A 24879-nucleotide genomic window follows, 5' to 3' on the forward strand; every position below is an offset into this window, starting at 1 on the left:
GAACCGTAGGCGCAAGCACTGACATTCGCGTCGGGGACCGGGTCCTGACGGCGGCGCAGGCGCAGGCACGGGTGCAGGTGCAGGTGCAGGTGTTCTCAGCCGTTCGTGTTCTCCGTGCCGTTCGTGTTCTTCGTGTTCTCCGTGCCGTTCGGGCTCTTCGGGTCCCCCGTGTCCTTCGGGGGTCGGCCGGGTGGGGCGTCGCCGGCGGTGAGGTGTTCCAGGACCTCGACCAGTTCCTGGCAGGCGAGTTCCACGGAGCGTCTGGTGTGGTGCTGTTCGGTGATGACCGCGGAGAGCAGCAGGGCGGTCAGCGCCATCGTGCCGTTGAAAGCCTGGAGCTTCATCATCACTTCGACGCGGCTCAGCCGTTCGAAAGGCCCGACGCCGTCCGTCGCGGCGACGGTGGCCATGACCGAGGTGAAGAGCGCGCACAGCATGCTGCCCGCGAGCTGGAAGCGCAGGGCCGCCCAGATCAGCAGGGGGTAGACGAGAAAGAGCAGGCTGACGCGGCTGTGGGTGGCCAGGGGGACGAGGGCGCAGGAGATGAGGAGGAGCCCCAGGGCCTCTTTCCAGCGGGCCAGACCCAGGGGGCGGGTGATCGCGTGCAGGACCAGCAGGACCGGTGTGACGATCAGAACGCCCATCGCGTCGCCGACCCACCAGCCCAGCCAGACCGGCCAGAAGCTGTGGGCGGCCAGCCGGTCGGTGAGGACGAGGAGCCCGACGCCGATGGTGGAGCTCAGCAGCATGGCGGTGAGGGCGCCCAGGAAGACCAGCGCGAGGCCGTCCCGTAATCGGGCGAGGTCGTTGCGGAAGCCCACCTTGCGCAGCATGAGGTAGGCGCAGACGGGGGCGGCGGTGTTGCCGATCAGGTTGCCGATCACGGCAGGCCGTAGCGAGGTCAGGGACATGATGACGAAGAGGGCACCGAGGGCGATGCCCGGCCAGGCGCGGATCCCGAGGATCAGCAGACAGGCCACCGCCACACCCGTCGGCGGCCAGATGGGGGTGAAGACCGCGCCCTCGACGACGAGCTCGCGCACGAGTCCCAGCCGCCCGGCCGCGTAGTAGCCCAGGGCGACCGCCAGCGTCCGCACGGCGAAGACAGCTGGTCGACGCAGATCCGGGGTACCCACCACAGCAGCCATGAGACACCTGCGCGCCGCTGTCGGCGAGGCGAGGCGCACGGTGTCCGGCCCTATGGCTGAACCAGGGGGACGTCGGGCGCCGTCAGTCCGTCGTGTCCCACGACCAGCACGGCCGCGTCGTCCTCGTGTCCCACGAGCTCCGCCCCCTTGATCACGGCGGCGGCGAGGGCGTCCGCCGCCATGCCCGCTACGGCGGCGATGCCGGCGAGCCGTACGACCTGGTCGAGGCCCTCCTCGACGTTCAGGGTCGGCCCCTCCACCACCCCGTCGGTGAGCAGGACGAAGACTCCGCCCTTCGTGAGCCGGTAGCGGGTGACGGGGTAGTCCATGCCCTCCTGGACCCCCAGGGGCGGCCCGCACTCGTCCTGGGCGACGCCGGACTTGCCGTCCGCCGTGGCCCAGACGCACGGGATGTGGCCGGCCCTGGCGCTCTCCAGGATCCCGGTGGCGGGGTCGAGCCGCATGAAAGTGCAGGTGGCGAAGAGGTCGCTGCCCAGGGAGAGGAGCAGGTCGTTGGTCCGGGCGAGGAGCTCGCCGGGCTCGCCGGTGACGGAGGCGAGGGCGCGCAGACCGACCCGGACCTGGCCCATGAACGCCGTCGCCTCTATGTTGTGGCCCTGGACGTCGCCGATGGACAGGCCGATGCGCCCGTCCGGCATCGCGAAGGCGTCGTACCAGTCGCCGCCCACGTTGAGGCCGTGGCAGGCGGGCGCGTACTGCACGGCCAGTCGGAAGCCGGGCGCGGCGGGCAGGTCCCTGGGCAGCATGCCGCGCTGGAGGGCGAGGGCCAGCTCCACCCGGGAGCGTTGCAGCTCCGCGCGCTCGCGCGCCTGGGCGGTCAGCGAACCGAGTCTGGCCAGCAGCTCGTCGCCGTCGTCCGTGGGGCGCTTGCGGAACATCGATCACTCCGGCGGGGACGGCAGCTGGTCGGGTGAGCCGCCCTATCGGGCAAACCTCACATTTTACCTTTCTTAGGATGATAGCGGCCCCACGGCGCGGCCCGTCGGATCCGCGTCGAACAGATTTTCGACGTCCGCGCGGCGCCCATGGCTTCCACATCCGCGGCGCCCAGAGCTTCGGTCGCCCCTCGCCCCGGCCCGGACGCGAGGGAACGATCTCGCCACCGCACGGGCCTGTCCACGCGACGCCCTACGGCGCACCGATCCACTGCCGTCCAACCGATGTGCGTTCGCAGCGGTGTTGATGGCAGTCACCGTCAACGACCGGTCCACCGTGGGCAGCTGGATCGTCTTCAGGTCCGGCCTGCGCAGCACCACCACCGCGTCCTTCGGGTCTTCCGAAACAATTCCTTCATCTGCGCAGTCCTCGGGAGTAACGACCGCTGCCTAGCGTCCAGCCTCATGAACACGAGGGTGTGCCCGAGCGCGGGACACGCTCTCCTCACCCTCCCCCCAGGTGAGACACCTCCTCGGCACCCCCCGACCCGCAGCAAGGAGGCGTGGCATGAGCGCTGAGTCCCGACTGGCAGAGGCCACCGAGCCGGTCCCCCCACCGAAGTCGGCCCCGGGCTCCGACCAGGCAGTGAAGGAAACGCTGGAGGACTACACCCTCCGCTTCGCGCCCCGCAGTTACCGCCGCTGGACCCCGATGGTCGTGGCGACGACCGCGCTCGGCGGCATCGCCTACATGGCCGACTTCTCCATCGGCGCCGGCATCGGCCTGGCCCACGGCACCGGCAACGCGCTCGTCGCCATCGCCGTGGCCGCCGTCGTCATCTTCGTCACCGGCTTCCCCCTCGCCTACTACGGGGCCCGCTACAACATCGACCTGGACCTCATCACGCGCGGCTCCGGCTTCGGCTACTACGGCTCGGTCCTCACCAGCGTCATCTTCGCCAGCTTCACCTTCATCTTCTTCGCCCTCGAAGGCTCGATCATGGCCCAGGGTCTCGAACTCGGCCTCGGACTGCCGCTGTGGCTGGGTTATCTGGTCTCCACGCTCATGGTGATCCCGCTGGTGATCTACGGCATGAAGGCACTGAGCAGACTCCAGGTGTGGACGACGCCGATCTGGCTGCTGCTGATGGTCGGCCCGCTGGTGTACCTCGTCGCCACCGACCCGGGTACCGTCGACCGTTTCCTCGCCTACGCCGGCACCGACGGAGAGGGCGGCGTCGACACCGCCTCCGTGCTGCTGGGCGCCGGCGTGTGTCTGTCGCTCATCGCGCAGATCGGCGAGCAGATCGACTACCTGCGCTTCATGCCGCCCAAGACCGAGGCGAACAAGCGCGGTTGGTGGACCGCCGTGATCATGGCCGGGCCCGGCTGGGTCGTCCTCGGCGCGCTCAAGCAGGCGATCGGCGTCTTCCTCGCCGTGTACATCCTGTCCGAGGTCGGACCGGCCGCCGCCACCGAGCCGATCCAGCAGTTCCGCAGCGCCTTCGACGCGATGATGCCCTCCTGGATGGTCCTCCCCCTCGCGGTCGCCCTGGTCGTCATCAGCCAGATCAAGATCAACGTGACCAACGCGTACTCCGGCTCGCTGGCGTGGACGAACTCCTTCACCCGGGTGACCAGGCACTACCCCGGCCGCATGGTCTTCGTCCTGGTCAACCTCGGCTTCGCCCTGGCGCTGATGGAAGCCGACATGTTCACCTTCCTCAACGACATCCTCGGCTTCTACTCGAACTGCGCCATCGCCTGGGTCGTCACCGTCGCCACCGACATCGGCGTCAACAAGTACCTGCTGAAACTGTCGCCGCTCCAGCCCGAGTTCCGTCGCGGCATGCTGCACGCGGTCAACCCCGTAGGGGTGGTCTCCTTCGCCGCCGCCTCCGGACTGTCCATCGCCCTGTACTTCCACGCCCTCGGCGACACCCTCCAGCCGTACTCCCCCGTCGCCGCGGCCGTCATCGCCTTCGTCCTCACCCCGCTCATCGCCGTCGTCACCAAGGGCAGGTACTACCTGCGCCGCACCGACGACGGCATCGACGACCCGCTGCTGGACGACGAGGGCAACCCGAGCGCCACGACGTACGACTGCCACGTCTGCCACCAGTCCTACGAGCGGCCCGACCTGGCCGCCTGTGCCACCCACGGTGCGATGGTCTGCTCCCTGTGCCTCAGCACCGACAAGGTCGGCGACCACGTATTGCCGGCCGCCCCCGTGAGCGCCTGACCACCGGGGGACACCGAAGGGCTCCCCGGCTCGGGTCCTTGTGGGGTGGCCCGCCACGGCGGGCCACCCCACACTCCGGGACCGTCTCGACCCGCGTCACCTTTCCGCGGGCTCGGGCTCCCTGCCGGCGGCAGCGGCTCGGCGGCCCAGGTGATGCGGACGACGCCGTCGGCATGGCGTTCCGTCTCGCCCCGTACGCCGAACACCTCACGCAGGAGGTCCGGGGTCAGGACCTCCAGGACGGGCCCCGCCGGGTTCCGTCGGCCGCGTCGTCGCCGTCCGTGGGCTCTTGCCTCCGGGGAGGTTCGGGCAGGGCGGCCGCGTAACCCGCCGGGTGCGGTCCGCCCGGGCGGCTCAGCCGCCCAGTGCGGCGTCGACCACGTCCTTCGCCTCCTCCTGGACCCGGCTGAGGTGGTCGGGGCCGAGGAAGGACTCGGCGTAGATCTTGTAGACGTCCTCGGTGCCGGAAGGGCGGGCCGCGAACCAGGCGTTGGCGGTGGTCACCTTGATGCCGCCGATGGAGGCGCCGTTGCCCGGGGCCTCGGTGAGCACGCCGGTGACCGGCTCCCCGGCCAGGGTGTCCGCGGTGATCTGCGCGGGCGAGAGCTTGCCGAGGAGCGCCTTCTCCTCCCGGGTGGCCGGGGCGTCGATGCGCGCGTAGGCGGGCGAGCCGAAGCGGTCCGTCAGGACGGCGTAGTGCTCGGACGGGGTCTTCCCGGTGACGGCCGTGATCTCGGAGGCGAGCAGCGCGAGGATGACGCCGTCCTTGTCGGTGGTCCAGACGGAGCCGTCGCGACGCAGGAAGGAGGCGCCGGCCGACTCCTCCCCGCCGAAGCCGAGCGAACCGTCGACCAGCCCGTCCACGAACCACTTGAAGCCGACGGGCACCTCGACGAGACGGCGTCCGAGGTCGGCGGCGACCCGGTCGATCATCGAGGACGACACGAGTGTCTTGCCGATCCCCGACTCGGCCGGCCACCGCTCGCGGTGCGCGAAGAGGTAGGCGATGGCGGCGGCCAGGTAGTGGTTGGGGTTCATCAGGCCGGCGTCCGGCGTGACGATGCCGTGCCGGTCGGCGTCCGCGTCGTTGCCGGTCGCGATCTGGAAGCGGTCGCGCCGGTCGATCAACGAGGCCATCGCGTACGGCGACGAGCAGTCCATGCGGATCTTGCCGTCCCAGTCGAGCGTCATGAAACGCCAGGTCGGGTCGGTGAGCGGGTTGACGACGGTCAGGTCGAGCCGGTGCTGTTCGGCGATCCGGCCCCAGTAGGCGACGGACGCCCCGCCCAGCGGGTCGGCGCCGATGCGGACACCGGCGGCGCGGATCGCGTCCAGGTCGAGGACGCTCGGGAGGTCGGCGACATAGGTGCCGAGGAAGTCGTAGCGGCCGGTGGTGGGCGCGGCGAGGGCCCGGGCGTAGGGGACGCGCCGTACGTCCTTCAGGCCGGCCGTGATGATCTCGTTGGCCCGGTCCTGGATCCAGGAGGTGGCGTCGGAGCCGGCGGGGCCGCCGCTCGGCGGGTTGTACTTGAAGCCGCCGTCGGCGGGCGGGTTGTGCGAAGGGGTGACGACGACGCCGTCGGCGAGGGCGGCGGTGCGGCCGCGGTTGTGGCTGAGGATCGCGTGCGAGACGGCGGGCGTCGGCGTGTAGCCGTCGGCGCTGTCGATGAGCACCGTCACCCCGTTGGCCGCGAACACCTCCAGGGCGGTGACCCGGGCGGGCTCGGACAGGGCGTGGCTGTCGGCGCCCAGGAAGAGGGGACCGTCGGTGCCCTGGGCCGTCCGGTACTCGCAGATCGCCTGGCTGGTCGCGGCGATGTGGTCCTCGTTGAACGCCGTGTTCAGCGAGGACCCCCGGTGCCCCGAGGTGCCGAACGCCACGCGCTGCCCCGGGTCGGCCGGGTCGGGGTGCAGCGCGTAGTACGCCGTGACCAGCCGGGCGACGTCGACGAGGTCCTCGGGGCCGGCCTTCGTGCCCGCTCGCTCGTGCTGCATGTGCCCGCTCCTCCGCATCGGTCGATCAAGGCTTGCGCCTTCCATCTTCCCTTGTGGGGGCGGTCGTCCGCGAGTACGGGTCGGTTTCCGCCCGGGGCGCTCAGCGCCGGCGGCCGCGCACCGACCAGCCGCTGCCGATGCCCGCGACGTGCAGCGCGAGCACGGTCAGGCCGAGGAGCATGAGGTTGGTGGAGGTGAAGGTGTCGTTGGTGGAGATCTCCGCCGCGTTGATCAGGAAGGCGATGAAGAACAGCACTGCCGAGATGATGGCGAGCAAGGGGTCCGTCCCTTCGGGGTGTCGGCTCGTGGGGAGTCGTTTCGTATCGCGGTCCGCGATGCTGATCTGCGGATGCCCCCGACTGCGCCATGAACACCACAACTCTCGGGAACGAGGCCCGCGCACGGGCGGCCTCGTACGCCGGCATCACCGTGCCGTCCGCGCTTCCGGTGCCAGGACGATGTCGAAACCGGCGTGCGTGAAGGGCACGGCAACGCCGAAACGCTCGGCCGCCCGCTCGTCGTGCGACTCCGCGAAGTCCGTGATCAGGCCCTGTTTGACGGCGAAGACGGCGTCGGAGTCGAGGTAGGGACCGTCGGCGACGAAGGTGTGGGTGGTGACCGGCCGATGGCCCTCGGCGCGCACGATGAAGTGGACGTGGGCGGGCCGGAAAGGGTGCCTGCCGGTGGCGCGCAGCAGGGCACCCACCGGCCCGTCCGTGGGGATCGGGTAGGGGGACGGGACGACCGTGCGGAACCAGAAGCGGCCCTCGTCGTCGGTACGGAACAGCCCGCGCCCGTTGCCCGGGGGCTGGACGTCGGGCTACTGCACGTCGTAGAAGCCCTCCTCGTCGCACTGCCAGACGTCGAGCTCGGCGTTCGGCAACGGCGTGCCGTCGGTGGCCAGTACCCGGCCGGAGACCACGCAGGGGCGGCCGGTGCCGAGGAGGTCGATGCTGTCGCCGAGATCCCGGCGAGGGGACTCCGTCATGTGGAACGGGCCGAGGACGGTGCTCTCGGTTCCCTCGTCCGCGCCGTTGAGCGTCTCGACGAGCATGGAGACACCCAGGACGTCGGAGAGCAGGACGAACTCCTGCCGGGTGTCGTCGCACGTACGCCCGACGGCGGTGAGGAAGTCGATCGCCGCCTCCCACTCCCCCGCGCTGGGCCCGACGTCCCGCACGAAGGCGTGGAGGTGACGGGTGAGACTCTCCAGCACCTCCCGCAGCCTGGGGTCCTCGGTGCCGCGGAAGCTGTCCACGACCGCTTCGGTGGCGCTCTCGACGGTGAAGTCCATGATCGTCCTCGCGGTTCGGGGCTTCCTGGCCGGTGGGCTGTTGCCCGGCCCAGTCTCCACCGGCCGGGAAGCACCGAAGCGGGAGACGCCGGCGCTCAGGGTGCGAAGAGCGGCTCGTAGGGGGTGCCCTCCGGCGTGAAGATCAGAACGAAGTCCTCTCCCGACCGGGTGGCCACCTCTCGCAGGCGGTCCAGGACCGCCGCCTGGTCCGGGAGGCCGAGGCCGAGGGCCGCTGCGGCGCGCTCTCTCCGGGCCGCGAGGTCCGGCATGTCCTCCAGATACTCGGCCTCCAGCTCGCGACTCTCCTCGTCCGTGAACGCCTGGCAGTCCCGCCACCACGGGACGACCAGCAGGAGCCGCAGCAGTTCGGGCAGGCCGATGGCCACCAGAGCCGCACCTCCCTCGGAGTCGGCGTAGAGGACTGGACGCTCCTCGCCGCCCTCACCGCAGAAGAAGTACGTGCCGCCCGCGCCGTCGCCGGCGAACCCCTCGAGCGCGGCTCCCGAGGCGAGGTGCACTTCCTCGACATGGTCGCCCCGGTCCAGGTCGAAGTCACCCGGCCAGGCGAGGAAACGAGCGGCTTCTTCCCGCTCACGGACGGCGGCGATCAACGATTCCATGGGCCGCACCCTAGGCGTCGCGCGTGCTCCCCGGAATCCCGCGGGCGAACGTACAGACCACGGCGGGCGCCCGGGACGGCAGGGCCACCAACGTGCTCGAAATATCGCAAGAGGGGATAATTCAGTGAGTACCGTGGCGCCCGACCGGCGTCCTCCACTGACCAGGAACAGGCAGGTCGGACCATGACGAAGAAACCACGTTCGTCCGAGCCACCGCACGGACAGGGTCCGAGCCGGCACGAGGGCTCCGGGCAGCACGGCTGGTCGCCCGATGTGGACGAGACCCGCCAGCAGGACAACCCGAGCGCCCACCGCTCCTTCCACGCCGCCGAGCACGCGGGCAAGAAGGGCCCCGGCCGGACCAGGTCCGCGGAGGAGACGAAGTCCGTGCCGGGTGACACGGTCGAGAGTCGCAGCGGGCGCGGCGAGGAGTACGCCGACACGGACGAGAAGGGCAAGCGGGACACCGGCCCGAAGGGTCGCTCGCAGCGCCCCAGCGGCACCAGGGACGCGTCCGCCACGACCGGCGTGGACCCGCAGGACCCGTAGCCCGGAGGCCGTTCGGGTCGAGGGCCGTCGGCCGATCCGCCCGTCGGCCGATTCCCCCGTCCCCGGATCCGCGTCAGCAGATCCGGGGCAGTTGCTCGCCGATCGGCAGGTCGACGACCCGGGTTCCGCCGAGCCCGGTCCTGGCCACGACCATGCCGGGATGCGTCTCGACCGCCTCTCCGATGATCACGGAGTCCGTGCCCAGCGGATGGGCTCGCATCGCCTCGAGGACGGCGTCGGCGTGCTCGCGCGGGACGAAGGCCACCAGCTTGCCCTCGTTGGCGATGTACATGGGGTCCAGGCCCAGGATGGCGCAGGCGTTGGCCACGGCCGACGGGACCGGGACGTCGCGTTCGCGGATCACGACGCCCGCGCCGGAGGCCGCCGCGATCTCGTTGAGCGCCGCCGCCAGGCCGCCTCGGGTGGGATCGCGCAGCACATGCAGGTCCGGGGTGACGGCGAGCATGGCGTCGACCAGGCCGCCCAGCGGGGCGCAGTCGCTCTTGATCTCGACCCCGAACTCCAGGCCCTCCCGCACGCTCATGACCGCCACGCCATGGACGCCGATGGCACCGCTGACGATCACCACGTCACCGGGAACGACCCGCTGCGGCCGCAGGTCGACGCCCGCGGGGACGAGACCGATGCCCGCGGTGTTGAGGTAGATCCCGTCGCCGTGTCCGGCCTCCACCACCTTCGTGTCCCCGGTGGCGACCTCCACGCCGGCGGTGCGCGCGGCCGCGCCCAACGCCTCGGACACCCGCCGCACCACGTCGAGTTCGACGCCCTCCTCCAGGATGAATCCGCAGGAGAGGTAGGCGGCCCGGGCGCCGCTCATGGCGAGGTCGTTGACGGTGCCGTTGACCGCCAGGTCGCCGATGCTGCCACCGGGGAAGAACAGCGGCCGCACCACGTAGGAGTCGGTGGAGAACGCCAGCCGGGCCCCGCCCAGGGACAGGACGGCGGAGTCGCCCAGCTGGGAGAGCACCTCGCCGCCGAAGGCGGGCGCGAAGATCTGCTGGACCAGTTCGGCGGAGAGGACTCCCCCGCCGCCGTGTCCCATGACGACCCGGGGCCGGTCGCGCAGCGGCGCCGGACAGGTCCAGCCCTCGACGTCGAGCGCGGGGGCGGGGAGATCGGTGGTGTCAGACAACGGGGGTCGCCTCCCGGGTCTTGGTGGCGGGCATGTCCAGTCGCCGGTAGAGGTAGTACGCGGCGCAGGCGCCCTCGCTGGAGACCATCGTGGCGCCCAGGGGGGTGCGCGGGGTGCACAGGGTGCCGAAGGCCTCGCACTCGTGCGGCTTGAGGAGCCCTTGCAGGACCTCGCCACTGCGGCACTCGGCCGGCTCCTGCGTCCGGATGTCGTCGACCGGGAAGCGGTACTCGGCGTCGTGGTCGCGGTACTTCGACGACAGCCGCCAGCCGCTGCCGGGGATCACACCGATACCGCGCCAGGCCCGGTCGGTGACCTCGAAGACGTCCTCCAGCATGGCCCGGGCGGCGGGGTTGCCCTCCGGACGCACGGCACGGGCGTAGGCGTTGTCGACGGTGTGCTCGCCGCGTTCCAGCTGACGTACGGCCCGGCGTACGCCTTCGAGGATGTCCAGCGGCTCGAAACCCGTCACGACGATGGGGACCCGGAAGCGCTCCGCCAGCTCCGGGTACTCCTCCACGCCCATCACGCTGCACACGTGTCCGGCCGCGAGGAAGCCCTGCACGCGGCAGCTCGGCGACGACATGATCGCCTCGATGGCCGGTGGTACCCGGACGTGGGAGACCAGCATGCTGAAGTTGGGGATGCCCAGCTTCCGGGCCTGGTGGACCGCCATGGCGTTGGGAGGCGCCGTCGTCTCGAAGCCGATACCGAAGAACACCACCTCGCGCCCGGGGTTCTGCTGGGCGATCCGCAGCGCGTCGAGCGGCGAGTAGACGACGCGTACGTCGCCGCCCTCGCCGCGGACCTGGAACAGGTCCCGTCCGGTGCCGGGCACCCGCAGCATGTCCCCGAAGGAGCAGAAGATCACCTCCGGCCGGGAGGCGATCTCCAGGGCCTTGTCGATGACCTCCAGCGGGGTGACGCACACGGGGCAGCCGGGTCCGTGGATCAACTCCACCTCCTTCGGCAGGAGTTGGTCGATGCCGTGCCGGATGATGCTGTGCGTCTGTCCGCCGCAGACCTCCATCAGCGCCCACGGCCTGGTCACCGTGGCGTGGATGTCGTCGAGCAGCCGACGGGCCAGCTCCGGGTCCTGGAACTCGTCGATGTACTTCACTGGGTGTGCACCTCTTCCACCGGGTCCGCGCCCGCCTGTGCCGCCGCCATCTCCCAGGCGTCGCCGAACTCCTCCTGCAACATGCCGAGTTCGGCGAAGAGTTCGAGCGTCTGCCGTGCCGACTCCTCGTCCAGCCGCTGCAGGGCGAAGCCGACGTGGACGATGGCGTACTCGCCGACCTGGAGGTCGGGCAGATACTCCAGGCACACCTCCTTGACCACGCCGCCGAAGTCGACGGTGGCCATCCGGGTGCCGTCCCGGTCCTCGATGTCCAGCACTCTGCCGGGTACCGCCAGGCACATGAGCCTCTCCTCGCTGTGGTCGCGCCTTGTCTCAGTCGGTCGCAGTGGTCCGGGCGGCCACCATCAGCTGGCCCAGTGCCAGGCCGCCGTCGCCCGGCGGCACCAGCCGGTGCCGCAGGACGGTGAAGCCGTCCTCGCGCAGGGTGGTGGCACAGGCCGAGGAGAGCAGCGTGTTGACGAACACGCCTCCCGTCAGGACGACCGTGTCCAGGCCGTGCCGCTCCCGGGCCCGCGCGCAGATCCGGTGCACCAGGCCGGTCACCGCCCGGTGGAAGCGGGCCGCGACCCGCGCGGGTGCGACGCCGGCCCGCAGGTCGCCGACGATCGCGGCGAGGACGGGCGCGGGGTCGGCCCGTACCGCGTCGTCCCCCTTCCGGTCGAGGAGGCCGAAGGTGTACGCGTCCCGGTCGTGGGCCGGCGCGCCGAGCGCCGCCCCTTCCAGTTCCACGGCGGCCTGTGCCTCGTATCCGGCGCGGTGGCACACCCCGGCCAGGGAGGACACGGCGTCGAAGAGCCGTCCCATGCTGGAGGTGGGGACACAGTGCAGACCGCGCTCCAACTGCCGTTCGAGCAGGCGTAGTTCGTCGGGCGGGCAGGCGGCCGTGCACGGGAGGTCGTCGGACCAGTCGATCCCGGCCGCCCGCAGATGGGCCAGCGCCATGCGGTACGGCCTGCGCACGGCGGCGTCGCCCCCGGGCAGCGGGACGTACGCGAGGTGCCCGAACCGGGAGAAGCCGTCGTAGTCCGCGAGCAGGAACTCCCCGCCCCACACGGCCCCGTCGTCACCGTGCCCCGTGCCGTCGAAGGCGACGCCGATCACCGGCCGGGTGCCGTCCAGCCCGTGCTCGGCCATCGCGGCGGCGACGTGCGCGTGATGGTGCTGGACGCGTACGACGGGACGCGCCGCCGCTCGGCGGTCGGCCCATCGGGCGGACCGGTAGCCGGGATGCCGGTCGGCCACCAGGGTGCCGGGCCGTACGCCGGTGATGGACTCCAGTTGCGCCACCGCGCCCTCGAAGGCCTGTTGGGTGGCGAGGTCGTCCATGTCGCCGATGTGCGCGGACAGCCAGGCGCGCCGGCCGGCCCCCAGGCAGAAGGCGTTCTTCAGGTCGCCGCCGACGGCGAGGGCGGGTCGCACGGGCAGCGGGAGGGCGACCGGCAGCGGGGCATGGCCGCGGGAGCGGCGGATCACGAGCGGCTCCCCGTCGCAGACGCGGACCACGGAGTCGTCGCAGGGGACGTGGATCGGCCGGTCGTGCGTGAGCCAGGCGTCGGCCAGCGGGGCGAGCCGCTCCAGTGCCTCGCCGTCGTCGGTGACGATGGGTTCACCGGAGCCGTTGCCGCTGGTCATGACGAGCATGCGGGGGCCGTCCGGGTCGCCGGGCAGGCCGAGCAGCAGGTGGTGCAGGGGCGTGTACGGCAGCATCACGCCGAGGTCGGGGCTGCCGGGCGCGACGGCCTCGGCGGGGCGTGGCGCGTGCGGCGCGTACGCCGGGTCCGTGCGGCGCCGGCGGAGCAGTACGACCGGCCGGACGGCGTCTTCGAGCAGGTTCCGTTCCTCGGGGCCCAGCCGGACGAGGTGCTCGACGTCGGCCGTTCTCCGGACCATGACGGCGAACGGCTTGTCGCCGCGTGCCTTGCGCCGACGCAGGCGGGCGACCGCCTCCTCGTTCGTGGCGTCGCAGGCCAGGTGGTAACCGCCCAGTCCCTTGACGGCGAGGATCGCGCCGCCCGCCAGCAGTACGCGGGCCTCGGTGACCGGGTCCGCTCCGGAGCGGTCGTCGGACGGCGGGACGAGCAGGCGCAGCCGCGGCCCGCAGGCCGGGCAGGCGACCGGCTGCGCGTGGAAGCGGCGGTCGGCCGGGTCCGCGTACTCGCGGGCGCAGTCGGCGCACAGGGGGAAGCCGGCCATGGTGGTGTGGGCCCGGTCGTAGGGCACGCCCGTGACGATCGTGAAGCGCGGGCCGCAGTGCGTGCAGTTGACGAACGGATGGCGGTACCGCCGGTCCGCCGGGTCGGCCAGCTCGGCGAGGCAGTCGGCGCAGGTGGCGGCGTCCGGGGAGACCAGGGTGCGGGCCGGGCCGCCGGTCCGGGAGGTGAGGATGGTGAACGCGGTGTCGCCGACGGGCGGCATCTCCCGGTGCCGGACGGACTCGACGCGGGCCAGTGGGGGCGCCTGGGCGGCGATCCGGTCGCAGAACCGGGCCACGGCCGAGGCGGCGCCCTCCACCTCCACGACGACGCCCTCCGCGGTGTTGGTCACATGTCCGGCGAGGGCGAGTTCGGTGGCGAGGCCGTACAGGTAGGGCCGGAAGCCCACGCCCTGCACCACTCCCCTCACGGTGACCCGGCGGCGCAGCGGCGGTTCGCCGGCGACGACTGCCGGCGGAGGCGGAGCGCTCACGAGGGGGTGGGCGCCAGGTCGCCGGCGTCGGTCTCGTCGGCATGGGTGTGCGGGTGGGGGTGCGGGTGACCGTGCCGGAGGTCCGGCCGGCCGGCCATCACCGGCCGGTGCGGGGGCGCTCCCTCGGCGGCGGCGAGTGCCCGGTCGAGCAGCGCGCCCACGCCCTTCCCCCGGCGTGCCGAGGTCAGGACCACCTCGACGCCCGGGTTGACCTGCTGGACGTTCGCCCGGAAGGCGATCTCGTCGAACTCCACGGCGTCCGCGAGGTCGATCTTGGTGACGACGACCAGGTGGGCGAGGCCGAAGGCGGTGGGGTACTTGAGCGGCTTGTCCTCGCCCTCGGTCACCGAGGCGAGGACGACCCTCAGGGTCTCCCCCAGGTCGTAGGTGGCGGGGCAGACCAGGTTGCCGACGTTCTCCACGAACAGCAGGCGGATGCCGTCGGGCAGCCACCCGTCCAGGTGCCCGGCGAGCATGCCCGCCTCCAGGTGGCAGAGTCCGTCGGTGAGTACCTGCTTGACCGGGGCGCCCGACCGCGCCAGGCGGGTCGCGTCGTTCTCGGTGGCGAGATCGGCGGTCAGCGCCGCGACGGACACGGACCGTTCCCGGGCCCGCAGCAGTTCGCTCTCCAGCAGCGCGGTCTTGCCGCTGCCGGGACTCGACAGCAGGTTGACGACCGTGGTGCCGTGGGCCGCGAGACGGGTGCGCAGCGTGTGGGCGCTCGCGTCGTTCTTCGCAAGCACGGCCTGACGCAGGTCGACGACACGACACATGGTTCAGCACTCCTCGGAGATCGGTTCGCGGGTGGGCGTGGGATCGCCGGTCTCCCACTGCACGGCGGCGATCCGCAGTTCCCGGCCCGCGAGCAGATCGGTGGTCGTCCCCTCGCACGCGGGGCAGGTCAGCCGGGGTGGCATGCCGACGGCCCACTCGTGGGCGCAGGGGGTGCAGCGGGCCCGTCCCGGTACCGCCTCGGTGACCAGCTCGGCGCCTTCCAGCAGGGTGCCGGCGCAGACCAGTTCGAAGCAGAAGGCGAGCGAGTCGGGTACGACGCCGGCCAGTTCGCCGACCTGGAGCCGTACCGACCGCACCGCCATGACATCACCGGCCCGCTCGGCGGCCTCGGCCACCTGGTCGACGACGGCCAGCGCGACGGACATCTCGTGCATGGGTCTCCGTCCTTCCGCCGGCTGCCTCCGGTCGGCCTTCATTAGAGGGGCGCACGCCGGGACCGGGCGGCCCGGCACGCCGTCACCGGCCGCCGGGTACGCCGTTCGACGCAACAGCGCGGCACCCGGCGGCCGGGTTTCACATCCGTCGGATACGCAGGTAGCGCCTGATGTCGGGGAACACCTCGGCGCCGACGACGACCAGGGCGGCCAGGGCCGCTCCACCGATGACGATCTTCTTCATCCGTCTCTCCTCATGTCGAGATCCCGTCGGCCGTGGCCCGCGGCGCGGACTCTCCCGGCTCCCCGTCGCGCACCAGTTCCTCGATCAGCCGCACCGCCTCCGGTACGGCGTCGGACACCGGCGGGCTGAGGCCCAGCCCCTCGTCCACCGAGGCCGGTTCGCATCCGACGACCAGGACGCGCCGTGGTGGCTCGCCCCCGGTCCCGGCGCACAGGGTGCCCAGCAGCGCCAGGACGGTGTCGGGGGTCATCCGGTGGCCGTCCAGCGCGGGCGTGCCGGACGGCGGGCCGCCGCCGACGTCGTGTTCGATCACGTACAGCGTGCCGGGGGCCTCGCCGCGCGCCGTGGCGTCCACCAGGACGAGCGTGTCGTAGCCGTCCAGGAGCTGGTAGGCGAGATGCACCCCGCGCACTCCGATGTCCACGACCTCGACATGTCCGGGCAGGTCACGTCCGGCGAGCCGACGGGCGGTCTCCACGCCGAAGCCGTCGTCCGTGAGGAAGACGTTGCCGATGCCCGCCACGAGTGTCCGCGGAGCTGCCGGTGCGGGAAGGTTCATGCGTCGTCCTCCGCCACGGTGACCTCGTCGGGCTGGAAGTACAGGAACCGGCCCTGCTCGCGGCGGATGTCGGCGCCCGGGTCACCCTCGACGGTGACCGCCAGGTGCACCCCGCCGTCGACGTCGTGGAGCACCGCCTCCACCTTCGCGGTGCGGCCTCGCAGGAAGATGTCCTGCGCGTCGGTGCGCCGCAGGCCCGGGCGCAGTTCGACCCGGCTGCCCTGGCCCACCGGGCGGCCGTCCACCAGCACGTGGTCGCGTGCCGGGTCGAAGCCCGCGTCGCTCGCGGGATCCCACCAGGGGGTGTCCGGTTGTGCCACGCCGTACTCGTCGGGGAAGCCGCCGTCCGGGCCGGCGGGGGTCGCCGGGCCGGTGGCGTGGCGCAGACTGCGCACCGCCCCGTGCAGCCGCTCCAGGACCTCGGCCGGCATCGAGTCGGCCAGCTCGATCACGGCGGCCGCCCGGTCGTCGGTGCCGCGGGCCTCACGCTTCTCCTCGTCGGTGAGGGCCGCCGTCCGCAGCGCGAGGATCTCGTCGATCTCGGTGGCGTCGTAGAGCGCCCCCGGGCTTTCCGGAGCGATGGCCGGGTGGTCCTCGAGGATGATCGGCGAGGACAGCACGAGGTCGGCGCTGCCCGCCTCGCCGGCGAGTACGGGCCAGGTGTGCAGGTTGCGGCAGGCGGCGACCGCGCCCTTCGCCCACTCGGGGGGATCGGTCATCGACAGGAACGATCCGGCGCTGAGGGCCATCAGGAGGTGGGTGGCCACCAGGGAGTGCGGCAGCGCGGCGTCCCGGCCCGCGTCGCCCGCCTCGGACGGTGTCCAGTCGCTGGTGTTCTCGACGACGGCGGTCAGCCGCATGGTCCGGTAGGGGCCGTCGAGCTCGCGGGCGGACAGCCGGACCGTCCCGCTGATCTCCTCGCAGCGGCGCAGGAGCCGGCCGACGGTGCGGCCGGACGCGTCCAGGACGGGTTCGGTCTCCTCCCGGGCGGGGCGGCGGAAGGGGTGCGCGACGCCGTCGCCGAGGAGCTCCTCCACCGGGGCGACCACCTCGACGCGCTCCTCGCCGCCCTCGTCCCAGGGCACCAGCACCCGGTCGTCGAGGCGCAGTTCGGCCACGGTCTCGAAGCCGCCGTCCGGGCATACCCGCTGCACGGTGCGCCGTCGGGCGTGCAGGAAGCGCACCTCGACGGAGAGGGTCGCGCCGGTCTTGGGTTCCATCAGGCATTCGGTGTGCTGGAAGTCGTGCTCCTCGCACGCGGCGCCCCAGCGCGGCGGCACCAGCACCCCGAACTGCCAGCGCAGCCGGTTCTTGGCCGCCGAGGCGCGGTACGGGTAGAGCACATAGCCCTCGAAGAGGACGGCGTCGGCCACCTGCCGGGCGAGGGCGAACCGCTCCTGCGTCTTCGAGGCGAACGCGGTCACGGTCACGGATCCGTCCTTCCGGTGGTGCCGGTCAGCGCGCGCAGCGGGTCGCGGCGGGGCGGGTCCGCGCCGCCGCTGTCGTCCAGCAGGGCCTTGAGGGTGGCGTCCCAGGAGGGCAGCGCGCGCCGGGAGCGGTAGGCGAGGAGGGCGTCCATGGTGTCCCGGGGCAGCCGGATCCAGCCGCACCCGGGGAAGTGCTGCTCGACCATCTCCCGCCAGGTGGCGACCGGCATGCGGAAGGCCGCCTCCCGGTCCCACGGCACCGGCTCGACCCGGAAACCGGCGTCGCCGTTGAACGCCGTCCCGGAGAACAGCATCAGCAGCGGGACCTCTCCGGCGGTGAGGGCGTCGAGGTAGCGGGTCGCCGCGATGTCCATGTCGTAGGTGCAGGGGACGACGAGGTCGGCCTCGGTCTCACCGGTGAAACTCGGGACCATGAGCGAGATCTGCGCGAACTGCACCGGCTGGAGGGTGCTGCCCCAGCGGGAGCGCTCACCGAACAGGTCCGCGAGCCCGTCGGCCTCGGCCGGCTCGTAGCCGCGGCGGGCGGGTTCGATGCGGATCTGGCAGCGCAGCGCGAGGGCGTGCACCCGGGCGCCGTCGGCGGCGGTGACGCGCAGCCGGAAGACGAGGGTCGGTCCGGCGGCGTAGCGGTCGGCGCGGACGCCGGTGCAGGCGAAGGAGAACTCCGTCATGGCCGCACCCCCGCGTCCAGGGGCCGCACGCGTCGCGTGACGTCCGCGAAGAACGCGTCCAGCGCCGTCCGGGCCTCGGCACCGCCGTCGAATCCCTGCCACAACAGGCGCATCCGGCCGACCAGTTCGTAGCAGATGTCGATCGGCACGAGGTGGCACTCGACGTGGCCGTCGGTGCGGCGCAGCAGCAGCGCCTCCACGTCGGGTTCGAGCAGCCGGGCGAGGGGGCTGTCGCCGAGGACCGCCGTCCAGGTGGCCGGTTCGAGTTCGCTCTCGGTGGCTCCGGCCGGGCTCGGGTAGAGGGCGACCAGCCGGTCGAGCGCCGCGTTACGGAAGAGGAAGGCGACGCCGACCGGGATCTGCAACGCGTCCCAGGCCCCCTCGTCGAGACGCAGTGAGGGGTCGGTGAGGTAGCGGGCCGGGACCGTGCGGAAGCGGCCCGCGGCGGCGCCCGGCTGCTCCATGAGCAGCGCGCAGGCGGCACAGGCGCAGACGAGGGCGCGTTTCTCGGTGTCGACCAGATGGCGGTGGTCGGCCACGACCGGTACGGCGCACAGTTCGCACCGTTCGGGCCGCGCGGGCCGTTCGGTGAGGAACCTCCGCAGGCCGGGTGTGCGCGTCGTCGGGGACGCCGTCATCGGGCGCCCGTCGGCGCGGTGCCGATCTGGAGCAGCGTGGGCCCCGCGGGTGCGGACTGTACGTCGACGGCCCTGACCTCCGGTGCGAAGCAGGCGAGGGCCGCCTGCGCGGCTTCCAGGGCGCCCGCGCCGGAGCCGCATCCGCAGCCGCCGGCCTCCCGGGCCCGCAGCGTCAGGGCGCCGCTCTCCTCGTCGAAGTCCACGACGGTCAAAGCGTGTTCGCGGACGCTGTCGAGTGCCCGGGTGATGCGGGTGTCGCGGTCCTCGGGGTGCAGGTCGTGCAGGACGAGCAGGCTCGCGACGAGTTCGTCGCCCAGCAGGCCCGCCAGCGGGTCGCCCGGGGCGGCGGTCAGCAGGTGGAGGATGCGGGCCAGTCCGGAGCCGTAGAAGTCCATCAGGGAGCGGACGAGTTCCTCGGCCGCCTCGGCGGCGGCCGGGTCGCCGCTCGCGGCCAGTCGGTCCAGCACCTCCTCGACACGGCGTCCGGTCTGTTCCGCGTCGGCGGGTCGCGCCGCCGTCGGCGCCCTCATCCGCCCAGTCCGCTCAGGCCGGTGGGCACGTGCATCGACTTCACCGTCTTGCCGCCCCCGACGTACATGTGGACGCCGCAGGGCAGACAGGGGTCGAAGCTGCGGACGGCGCGCATGATGTCGATGCCCTTGAAGTTCTCCGGGGTGTTCTCCTCGAAGATGGGGGTGTTCTGCACGGCGTCCTCGTACGGGCCGGGTGTGCCGAAGGTGTCCCTGGTGCTGGCGTTCCAGGGGGTCGGCGGGTACGGGTGGTAGTTGGCGATCTTCCCGTCGCGGATCACCATGTGGTGGGAGAGGACGCCGCGCACCGCCTCGGTGAAGCCGACGCCGAGCCCCTCGTCCGGGACCTCGAACTTCTCCCAGGTCTGGGTGCGTCCGGCGCGGACCTCCTCGAGGCCCTTCTCGGCGCAATGCAGGGCGACGGCGGCGGCGTACGCCTGGAAGTAGGTGCGCGCGCGGTTGCGCTCCAGCGCGTTGGACCACTTCGGGATCTTCCACTCGAAGCTGGTCTCCGGCTTGGTCATGGTGCGCGGCAGGTTGATGACCACGCTGTGGCCGGTCGCCTTGACGTACCCGATGTCGACGAGCCCGGAGAGCGCGGTCGACCACAGGCGGGCGATGGGGCCGCCGCCGGTGTCCAGGGCGAGGTGGTCCTTGCCGTCGAACCAGCGCGGGGACATGACCCAGCTGTACTTGTCGTCGAAGTCCCGCTTCTGCGGGGCCGGGATGGTGTGCTGGTTCCACGGGTGGCGCGGATCCACCGGGTTGCCGAGCGGGTCGTGGGTGACGAACTGCTCCTGGCCCTGCCAGTCCTCGTAGTAGGAGCTGCCCAGCAGGATGCGGATGCCGAGGTTGATCTCGGTGAGGTCGTTGGTGACGAGCTTGCCGTCCACGATGACGCCGGGCGTGACGAACATCCGCCGGCCCCAGTCCGTCATGTTGGCATAGGTGAAGTCGCAGTACTCGGGGTCGTTGAGCGCGCCCCAGCAGCCGAGGAGGACCCGGCGGCGGCCGACCTCCTCGTAGCCCGGCAGCGCCTCGTAGAAGAAGTCGAACAGGTCGTCGTGCAGGGGGACGACCCGCTTCATGAACTCGACGTAGCGCATCAGCCGGCTGAGGTAGTCCGTGAAGAGCTGCACGGAGGCGATGGTGCCGACGCCGCCCGGGTAGAGCGTGGAGGGGTGCACGTGGCGGCCCTCCATCAGGCAGAACATCTCGCGCGTGTAGCGGCTGACCTGGAGGGCCTCGCGGTAGAACTCGCCTTCGAGGGGGTTCAGCGAGCGCATGATGTCGGCGATGGTGCGGTAGCCGTGCTCGGCCGCGTGCGGGGCCTCGGTGCGTTCGGCGAGTTCGAGGACGCCGGGGTTGGTCTCCTTGACCATCTTCTCGCAGTAGTCGACCCCGACCAGGTTCTCCTGGAAGATGTTGTGGTCGAACATGTACTCCGCGGACTCGCCGAGGTTGATGATCCACTCGCCGAGGTGCGGGGGCTTCACGCCGTACGCCATGTTCTGCGCGTACACCGAGCAGGTGGCGTGGTTGTCGCCGCAGATCCCGCAGATGCGGCTGGTGATGAAGTGGGCGTCGCGGGGGTCCTTGCCGCGCATGAAGACGCTGTAGCCGCGGAAGACCGACGAGGTGCTGTAGCACTCCGCGACCCGCTTCTGCTTGAAGTCGATCTTCGTGTGGATGCCCAGGCTGCCCACGATCCGGGTGATCGGATCCCAGGCCATCTCCACCAGGCCGCTGCCGTCGCCGGCCGCCTTCGTGCTTGCCATCGTCTTTGCCGTGCCCTTCGTTGCGCGGGGTTCGGTTGTGGGGGTGCGCGATGCAGAAGCGGGTCGTTCGTGAGTCACTGGTGACGGGTGGTCACCAGGGGGGCCGGTAACCGGTGGTGATCTTCTCTCCGGTCCGGCGCCACTTGGGCTCCTGGTCCACCGTCCGCGCCGTGATCGAGCGCAGCTTGCGGACCACGGCCCCGTAGGCGCCGCTGGCCGTGCTGGAGATCTTGGCTCCGGGCGGCTCGTCCATGAACGGCATGAACTTGTCGGGGAAGCCGGGCATGGTGCAGGCGATGCAGATGCCGCCGACGTTCGGGCAGCCGCCGATGCCGTTCATCCACCCGCGCTTGGGCACGTTGCACTTGACGACCGGACCCCAGCAGCCCAGCTTGACCAGGCACTTCGGCGAGTCGTACGACAGGGCGAACTCGCCCTGTTCGTAGTAGCCCGCGCGGTCGCAGCCCTCGTGGACGGTGGCCCCGAACAGCCAGGTGGGGCGCAGCTTGTCGTCGAGCGGGATCATCGGGGCGGCGCCGGTCGCCTGGTAGAGCAGGTAGGTGAGCGTCTCGGAGAAGTTGTCGGGCTGGATCGGACAGCCCGGGACGCACACGATGGGGATGCCCGCGTGGGACTTCCAGTCCCAGCCGAGGTAGTCCGGCAGGCCCATCGCGCCGGTCGGGTTGCCCGCCATGGCGTGGATGCCGCCGTAGGTGGCGCAGGTGCCGATGGCGACCACCGCGAGCGCCTTGGGGGCGAGCCGGTCGATCCACTCGCTGGTGGTGATCGGCTGGCCGGTCTCCGGGTTGTCGCCGAAGCCGCACCAGTAGCCCTCGGGTTTGATCGCCTCGTTGGGGATGGAACCCTCGACGACCAGCACGAACGGGTCGATCTCGCCCCGCTCGCCCTTGAAGAACCACTCGATGAACGTGTCCGCGCCGCCGATCGGACCGCATTCGAAGTCGATGAGCGGCCAGTGGACGGCGATCTTCGGCAGCCCCGGCAGCACGCCGAGCACGATCTCCTCGATGCTGGGCTGCATGGCCGCCGTCAACGCGACCGAGTCGCCGTCGCAGCTCAGCCCCGCGTTGATCCAGAGAATGTGGATCGTGGGTGTCTCGTCGGCGGGCGCAGCGCCGACCGTCTTCGTCGTCGCCTCAGTCATGGGACCGCCTCCTGGGGAGGTGAGGAATGAAAGCCCCATTGCGGGACTTTCCACGTTCATCGGTTCTTGGTATCAGCCGATGGGTCGCGACGGGTCGTCATAGGGGGCCGTTCCGGTGAATTCGGTGGCAGACGGGCCCTGACCGGTTTGAGACGCGCAGAGGTGCGCCGGGGTGGCCGACGGGCGCTCCTTGCGCACGAACGCCCGGCGCAGCGCGTGGTACGGGGCGTCCGGGTCGTCGAAGGTCCGCCGCATCCGGGCGAGCTCCCGCTCCCGGAACGCGACCAGCGGCATTTCGCTCTCCCGCCGCTCCAGCTCCGTCTTCTTCGCGGCGATCCGGGTCGCCGTCGCCGGCAGGGCGGACAGATGCGCGGCCAGACGGCCGACCTGCGCCGCGAAGGCTCCCGGAGCGGCGTCCACCACCCGGTCGACGAGCCCGAGGTCCAGCGCGCTCGCCGCGCTCACCGGCAGCGCCTCCCGCATGAGGCGTCCGGCCGCCGCCTGTCCCACCCTGCGGGGCAGGGTGTACGTCCAGTACTCCGAGCCGTACAGGCCCATCAGACGGTAGTGCGGGTTCAGCACGGCACCCGAGCGGCACCACACCTCGTCCGCCGCGAGGGCGAGCATCACCCCGCCCGCCGCGGCGTTGCCCGCGACGGCCGAGACCACCAGCCGGTCGGTCGTCGTCAGGACCGCCTCGACCAGGTCGTCGATGGCGTTGATGTTCGCCCAGGACTCGGCGGCGGGGTCTTCGGCGGCCTCGATGACGTTGAGATGGATCCCGTTGGAGAAGAAGTCCCGCTCGCCGCCCAGCACCAGCACCGACGTGGGCCGCGCGCACGCCTCCCGGTAGGCGTCCAGCAGCCGGCGGCACTGCTCGGTGCTCATGGCGCCGCCGGGGAAGGAGAACGAGAGGAAGCCGACGTCGCCGTCCTCGCGGTAGCGGATGTCCGTCCAGGTGGCCTCGGGCGCCTCCGGCAGGGGCGGCAGCAGGTCACCGAGGGCCGTGACGGCGGGCAGCTTGAACGTCGGCGGCCGCCCGGGAAGCCGTCGGGCCCGCAGCTCCGGGATCCACACGGCGCCGTCCCCGGTGGCCCGGCAGACCGCCCCGGCCCGGGTCGCCAGCAGCTCGCCCGGACGGCCGCGCAGCCCGCTCTCGGGGTGACCGCCGTGCAGGTACCACTCGCCGCCGAGCAGCCCGTCCAGCACACCGGGCTGCGAGTCGGCCGCCCTCAGCTTGCGCAGGACGGTCCGCGTCGAATCCTCGGCCCAGTCGATGCGCCGGACGCTCTGGTCGAGGTACGGGCGCGGACGCAGGCGGGCGTCGGCCGCGCGGGCCGCGACCTGCCTGCGCGGCACGTGGGTCCCTCCGGCGAAGCGCTCCACCGCCAGCAGGACGGCCTCGATCGCGGCGTCGGCGATCTCACCCCGGTACAGCTCGCTCTTGGACACCCGCGGAAGCCGACAGGGCACGCAGGCCCACACGTCACCGGCGTCCATCTCGGCGTCGGCCTGGAGGACGGTGACCCCCCACTCCTCGATGTCCTCGTGGATCGCCCAGTCCAGGGACGACGGTCCACGGTCGCCCACGGGCCCCGGGTGGACGACGAGACACGGGTACGCCGTCCAGACCTCCTCGGGAATCACCGACTTCAGCATCGGCGCCACGACGAGCTGCGGCGCGTGCCGCCGTACGGTGTCCGGCAGCGAGCCGCCCGGCAGCGCGAGTTCGACCGCCACCCGGTGGCCCCGGTCGCGCAGCTCGGCGTGGGTGCGCTGGGTCAGGCTGTTGTACGCGCTGGCCAGGATCAGGATGTGCACGGCTGCCTCCGGGCGGACGACGAGCGGCAGGCAGGAAGGGCCGCCGACGTGATCCTCGACCAAGGCGCCCGCCGTCCGTCGACGACAGACGGTCGGATCATCCGAACGCGGGCGCGGATCCGCCGTCCGGCCCCACCGACGGCCCGCGCCTGCGGCAGCGGCGACGGCACTCCCCGGGCGTCGACGTCCGCGTGCGGGGAATCTCCGGCGCCGACGGCAGGTCGGCCGGGAAACCGGTCCCGGCGCCTCGGACAACGGGTCGCCCGTCACGGATCACCGGTTGCGGCCTCCGGCCACCAGGCCGAGGGGGGCGATGCCGACGGTGTCGCGCGCGAGCACGCTCACCGCCCCGGCGCGTCCCATCGGCCGGGGCAGGGGATCACCGTCGGCGCAGGCCGCTGGTGATGCGCTCCCACGGGGAGCGGGTGGCGCCGAAATGGGTCTCGTGCGCCCAGATGTGGGTGCACGACCGGCACTGGAGATGGAGCAGACTGCCCGCGTTGGACAGCAGGTAGCGCCAGTGCTCGGAGCAGGTGCGCCCCTGCTCACAGGTGGCGCAGCCGCGATGGTCTTCGCAACGGGGGCAGGCCACCCAGGCCCGGCGCCCGATGTCGGCCTGCGGGTCAAGCGGCAGCATGGCCACCCCCTCGACGCGGCAGCACACCCGCCGCGACCAGCTCGTCGTACACGCGCTGCTGCTCCGCGTCGAGGCCGGAATACAGCAGCTCGTACGCCGCCTCCTCGTCGCGCAGCACGGCGACGGGGTCCCAGTCGGGTCCGAGAGCGTCCAGGACATGGGCGCGCCGGAACATTTCGTGCGACGTCAGGTCGATGGTCAGGTCGGCCGGGGGGTGGGCACCCGGCCGGCCTGCGGCGGGCCCGCTCGGCACGCCGGATTCGTCCGGCTCGTCGGGAAGGGCGCGATCACGGGGGGACATGCGACCGAACGTAGGTAACCCTTCCTCGCCCCGACAAGAGCAGGTGGGAGAAGTCACAGCGGTCCGGGAGAAGTCTCGGCGTCCGCGGACGACGACCCGGCCTCCGGGACGAGAGCACCCGAGTATGTCCAGGTCATGACACCCCCGGGGGTGCTCGGCGCAATCGTGGCGTGTGTCGACCGAGCGGTCCGGGAC

At 71.9% G+C, this 24879-nt stretch carries 24 protein-coding genes and 2 pseudogenes; 2 read left to right on the forward strand and 24 right to left on the reverse strand.

The genetic code is table 11. From position 1 onward, the window contains the following. Positions 1-95: 95 nt before the first annotated feature. Positions 96-1148 carry an MASE1 domain-containing protein gene (locus OG440_RS01980; protein WP_406005071.1) on the reverse strand — a complete coding sequence of 351 codons (1053 nt, stop codon included), beginning with the start codon at positions 1146-1148 and terminating at the stop codon, positions 96-98. 50 nt (positions 1149-1198) lie between these two features. Then, complete coding sequence (locus tag OG440_RS01985) at positions 1199-2047, reverse strand: PP2C family protein-serine/threonine phosphatase (protein ID WP_406005072.1); 849 nt, start codon at positions 2045-2047, stop codon at positions 1199-1201. A 565-nt stretch (positions 2048-2612) separates the two neighbouring features. On the opposite strand from OG440_RS01985, the gene OG440_RS01990 reads away from it, so the two are divergent. Further along, a complete protein-coding gene (locus OG440_RS01990; protein ID WP_406005073.1) occupies positions 2613-4286 on the forward strand; it encodes a purine-cytosine permease family protein in 1674 nt (557 codons plus the stop codon). Between the two features lie 96 nt (positions 4287-4382). Here OG440_RS01990 and OG440_RS01995 read toward each other — a convergent pair. The 5 genes and pseudogenes from OG440_RS01995 to OG440_RS02015 form a co-directional block, all read right to left on the reverse strand. Then, positions 4383-4537, reverse strand: a pseudogene (locus OG440_RS01995) (ABC transporter ATP-binding protein); the annotation flags it as partial. Positions 4538-4640: 103 nt separating this feature from the next. Beyond that, on the reverse strand, positions 4641-6281 hold the full coding sequence (pgm, locus tag OG440_RS02000) for a phosphoglucomutase (alpha-D-glucose-1,6-bisphosphate-dependent) (RefSeq protein WP_406005074.1): 1641 nt from the start codon (positions 6279-6281) through the stop codon (positions 4641-4643). Between the two features lie 100 nt (positions 6282-6381). Further along, positions 6382-6558, reverse strand: coding sequence for a hypothetical protein (locus tag OG440_RS02005; protein ID WP_020126694.1), 177 nt, complete (start codon positions 6556-6558; stop codon positions 6382-6384). A 147-nt stretch (positions 6559-6705) separates the two neighbouring features. Next, positions 6706-7575, reverse strand: a pseudogene (locus tag OG440_RS02010) (dioxygenase). A gap of 95 nt (positions 7576-7670) precedes the next feature. After that, positions 7671-8195 carry a hypothetical protein gene (locus OG440_RS02015; protein WP_406005075.1) on the reverse strand — a complete coding sequence of 175 codons (525 nt, stop codon included), beginning with the start codon at positions 8193-8195 and terminating at the stop codon, positions 7671-7673. A 183-nt stretch (positions 8196-8378) separates the two neighbouring features. Here OG440_RS02015 and OG440_RS02020 point away from each other — a divergent pair, with 183 nt between their 5' ends. Next, positions 8379-8744 carry a hypothetical protein gene (locus tag OG440_RS02020; protein ID WP_406005076.1) on the forward strand — a complete coding sequence of 122 codons (366 nt, stop codon included), beginning with the start codon at positions 8379-8381 and terminating at the stop codon, positions 8742-8744. Between the two features lie 73 nt (positions 8745-8817). On the opposite strand, the gene hypE is transcribed toward OG440_RS02020, so the two are convergent. The 17 genes from hypE to OG440_RS02105 all read right to left on the reverse strand — a co-directional run bounded on the left by hypE (position 8818) and on the right by OG440_RS02105 (position 24684). Then, the gene (gene hypE / locus OG440_RS02025; RefSeq protein ID WP_406005077.1) at positions 8818-9897 is read right to left on the reverse strand and encodes a hydrogenase expression/formation protein HypE; all 1080 of its coding nucleotides are present in this window, start codon (positions 9895-9897) and stop codon (positions 8818-8820) included. Next, positions 9890-11017 (reverse strand): hydrogenase formation protein HypD, encoded by a 1128-nt coding sequence (gene hypD, locus OG440_RS02030; protein WP_406005078.1) that lies wholly within the window; start codon positions 11015-11017, stop codon positions 9890-9892. The genes hypE and hypD overlap by 8 nt, the downstream gene beginning before the upstream one ends. Further along, positions 11014-11319 (reverse strand): HypC/HybG/HupF family hydrogenase formation chaperone, encoded by a 306-nt coding sequence (locus OG440_RS02035; protein ID WP_406005079.1) that lies wholly within the window; start codon positions 11317-11319, stop codon positions 11014-11016. The genes hypD and OG440_RS02035 overlap by 4 nt, the downstream gene beginning before the upstream one ends. A gap of 31 nt (positions 11320-11350) precedes the next feature. After that, the gene (hypF, locus tag OG440_RS02040) at positions 11351-13723 is read right to left on the reverse strand and encodes a carbamoyltransferase HypF (RefSeq protein WP_406005080.1); all 2373 of its coding nucleotides are present in this window, start codon (positions 13721-13723) and stop codon (positions 11351-11353) included. Beyond that, entirely contained in the window at positions 13720-14496 is a 777-nt protein-coding gene (hypB, locus tag OG440_RS02045) for a hydrogenase nickel incorporation protein HypB (protein WP_406005081.1), read from the reverse strand. The genes hypF and hypB overlap by 4 nt, the downstream gene beginning before the upstream one ends. Before the next feature lie 3 nt (positions 14497-14499). Further along, complete coding sequence (gene hypA / locus OG440_RS02050; RefSeq protein WP_406005082.1) at positions 14500-14892, reverse strand: hydrogenase maturation nickel metallochaperone HypA; 393 nt, start codon at positions 14890-14892, stop codon at positions 14500-14502. A 139-nt stretch (positions 14893-15031) separates the two neighbouring features. Further along, the gene (locus OG440_RS02055) at positions 15032-15136 is read right to left on the reverse strand and encodes a DUF6893 family small protein (RefSeq protein WP_406005083.1); all 105 of its coding nucleotides are present in this window, start codon (positions 15134-15136) and stop codon (positions 15032-15034) included. Positions 15137-15146: 10 nt separating this feature from the next. Beyond that, positions 15147-15695 carry a hydrogenase maturation protease gene (locus OG440_RS02060; protein ID WP_406005084.1) on the reverse strand — a complete coding sequence of 183 codons (549 nt, stop codon included), beginning with the start codon at positions 15693-15695 and terminating at the stop codon, positions 15147-15149. Continuing rightward, entirely contained in the window at positions 15692-17125 is a 1434-nt protein-coding gene (locus tag OG440_RS02065) for a hypothetical protein (RefSeq protein ID WP_406005085.1), read from the reverse strand. Before OG440_RS02065 ends, OG440_RS02060 begins: the two co-directional genes overlap by 4 nt. Next, positions 17122-17814: a DUF6084 family protein gene (locus OG440_RS02070; protein WP_406005086.1), complete on the reverse strand. Its 693-nt coding sequence runs from the start codon at positions 17812-17814 to the stop codon at positions 17122-17124. The genes OG440_RS02065 and OG440_RS02070 overlap by 4 nt, the downstream gene beginning before the upstream one ends. After that, positions 17811-18452, reverse strand: a complete 642-nt coding sequence (locus OG440_RS02075; protein ID WP_406005087.1) for a DUF5947 family protein — start codon at positions 18450-18452, stop codon at positions 17811-17813. The genes OG440_RS02070 and OG440_RS02075 overlap by 4 nt, the downstream gene beginning before the upstream one ends. Then, positions 18449-18982: a hypothetical protein gene (locus OG440_RS02080; protein WP_406005088.1), complete on the reverse strand. Its 534-nt coding sequence runs from the start codon at positions 18980-18982 to the stop codon at positions 18449-18451. Before OG440_RS02080 ends, OG440_RS02075 begins: the two co-directional genes overlap by 4 nt. Next, complete coding sequence (locus tag OG440_RS02085; protein ID WP_406005089.1) at positions 18979-20760, reverse strand: nickel-dependent hydrogenase large subunit; 1782 nt, start codon at positions 20758-20760, stop codon at positions 18979-18981. The genes OG440_RS02080 and OG440_RS02085 overlap by 4 nt, the downstream gene beginning before the upstream one ends. Before the next feature lie 91 nt (positions 20761-20851). Then, positions 20852-21925 (reverse strand): hydrogenase expression protein HypE, encoded by a 1074-nt coding sequence (locus OG440_RS02090; RefSeq protein WP_406005090.1) that lies wholly within the window; start codon positions 21923-21925, stop codon positions 20852-20854. A gap of 72 nt (positions 21926-21997) precedes the next feature. Next, positions 21998-23746, reverse strand: a complete 1749-nt coding sequence (locus tag OG440_RS02095) for an enoyl-CoA hydratase-related protein (protein WP_406011226.1) — start codon at positions 23744-23746, stop codon at positions 21998-22000. Positions 23747-24125: 379 nt separating this feature from the next. Beyond that, positions 24126-24383: a hypothetical protein gene (locus OG440_RS02100; RefSeq protein WP_406005091.1), complete on the reverse strand. Its 258-nt coding sequence runs from the start codon at positions 24381-24383 to the stop codon at positions 24126-24128. Further along, positions 24370-24684, reverse strand: a complete 315-nt coding sequence (locus OG440_RS02105) for a DUF6400 family protein (RefSeq protein ID WP_406005092.1) — start codon at positions 24682-24684, stop codon at positions 24370-24372. The genes OG440_RS02100 and OG440_RS02105 overlap by 14 nt, the downstream gene beginning before the upstream one ends. Positions 24685-24879 lie beyond the last annotated feature (195 nt).

The organism is Streptomyces sp. NBC_00637, from assembly GCF_045161545.1.
Classification (GTDB): domain Bacteria; phylum Actinomycetota; class Actinomycetes; order Streptomycetales; family Streptomycetaceae; genus Streptomyces.

Excerpts from the sequence above, each read along its gene's own strand:
- hypB (WP_406005081.1), bottom strand. The coding sequence starts at position 14,496 with ATGTGTCGTGTCGTCGACCTGCGTCAGGCCGTGCTTGCGAAGAACGAC.
- pgm (WP_406005074.1), bottom strand. The coding sequence starts at position 6,281 with ATGCAGCACGAGCGAGCGGGCACGAAGGCCGGCCCCGAGGACCTCGTC.
- OG440_RS02090 (WP_406005090.1), bottom strand. The coding sequence starts at position 21,925 with ATGACTGAGGCGACGACGAAGACGGTCGGCGCTGCGCCCGCCGACGAG.
- OG440_RS02080 (WP_406005088.1), bottom strand. The coding sequence starts at position 18,982 with ATGAGGGCGCCGACGGCGGCGCGACCCGCCGACGCGGAACAGACCGGA.
- OG440_RS02100 (WP_406005091.1), bottom strand. The coding sequence starts at position 24,383 with ATGCTGCCGCTTGACCCGCAGGCCGACATCGGGCGCCGGGCCTGGGTG.
- OG440_RS02020 (WP_406005076.1), top strand. The coding sequence starts at position 8,379 with ATGACGAAGAAACCACGTTCGTCCGAGCCACCGCACGGACAGGGTCCG.
- OG440_RS02105 (WP_406005092.1), bottom strand. The coding sequence starts at position 24,684 with ATGTCCCCCCGTGATCGCGCCCTTCCCGACGAGCCGGACGAATCCGGC.
- OG440_RS02070 (WP_406005086.1), bottom strand. The coding sequence starts at position 17,814 with ATGACGGAGTTCTCCTTCGCCTGCACCGGCGTCCGCGCCGACCGCTAC.
- OG440_RS02060 (WP_406005084.1), bottom strand. The coding sequence starts at position 15,695 with ATGAACCTTCCCGCACCGGCAGCTCCGCGGACACTCGTGGCGGGCATC.
- OG440_RS02075 (WP_406005087.1), bottom strand. The coding sequence starts at position 18,452 with ATGACGGCGTCCCCGACGACGCGCACACCCGGCCTGCGGAGGTTCCTC.
- OG440_RS01980 (WP_406005071.1), bottom strand. The coding sequence starts at position 1,148 with ATGGCTGCTGTGGTGGGTACCCCGGATCTGCGTCGACCAGCTGTCTTC.
- OG440_RS02015 (WP_406005075.1), bottom strand. The coding sequence starts at position 8,195 with ATGGAATCGTTGATCGCCGCCGTCCGTGAGCGGGAAGAAGCCGCTCGT.
- hypA (WP_406005082.1), bottom strand. The coding sequence starts at position 14,892 with ATGCACGAGATGTCCGTCGCGCTGGCCGTCGTCGACCAGGTGGCCGAG.
- OG440_RS01985 (WP_406005072.1), bottom strand. The coding sequence starts at position 2,047 with ATGTTCCGCAAGCGCCCCACGGACGACGGCGACGAGCTGCTGGCCAGA.
- OG440_RS02035 (WP_406005079.1), bottom strand. The coding sequence starts at position 11,319 with ATGTGCCTGGCGGTACCCGGCAGAGTGCTGGACATCGAGGACCGGGAC.
- OG440_RS01990 (WP_406005073.1), top strand. The coding sequence starts at position 2,613 with ATGAGCGCTGAGTCCCGACTGGCAGAGGCCACCGAGCCGGTCCCCCCA.
- OG440_RS02085 (WP_406005089.1), bottom strand. The coding sequence starts at position 20,760 with ATGGCAAGCACGAAGGCGGCCGGCGACGGCAGCGGCCTGGTGGAGATG.
- OG440_RS02055 (WP_406005083.1), bottom strand. The coding sequence starts at position 15,136 with ATGAAGAAGATCGTCATCGGTGGAGCGGCCCTGGCCGCCCTGGTCGTC.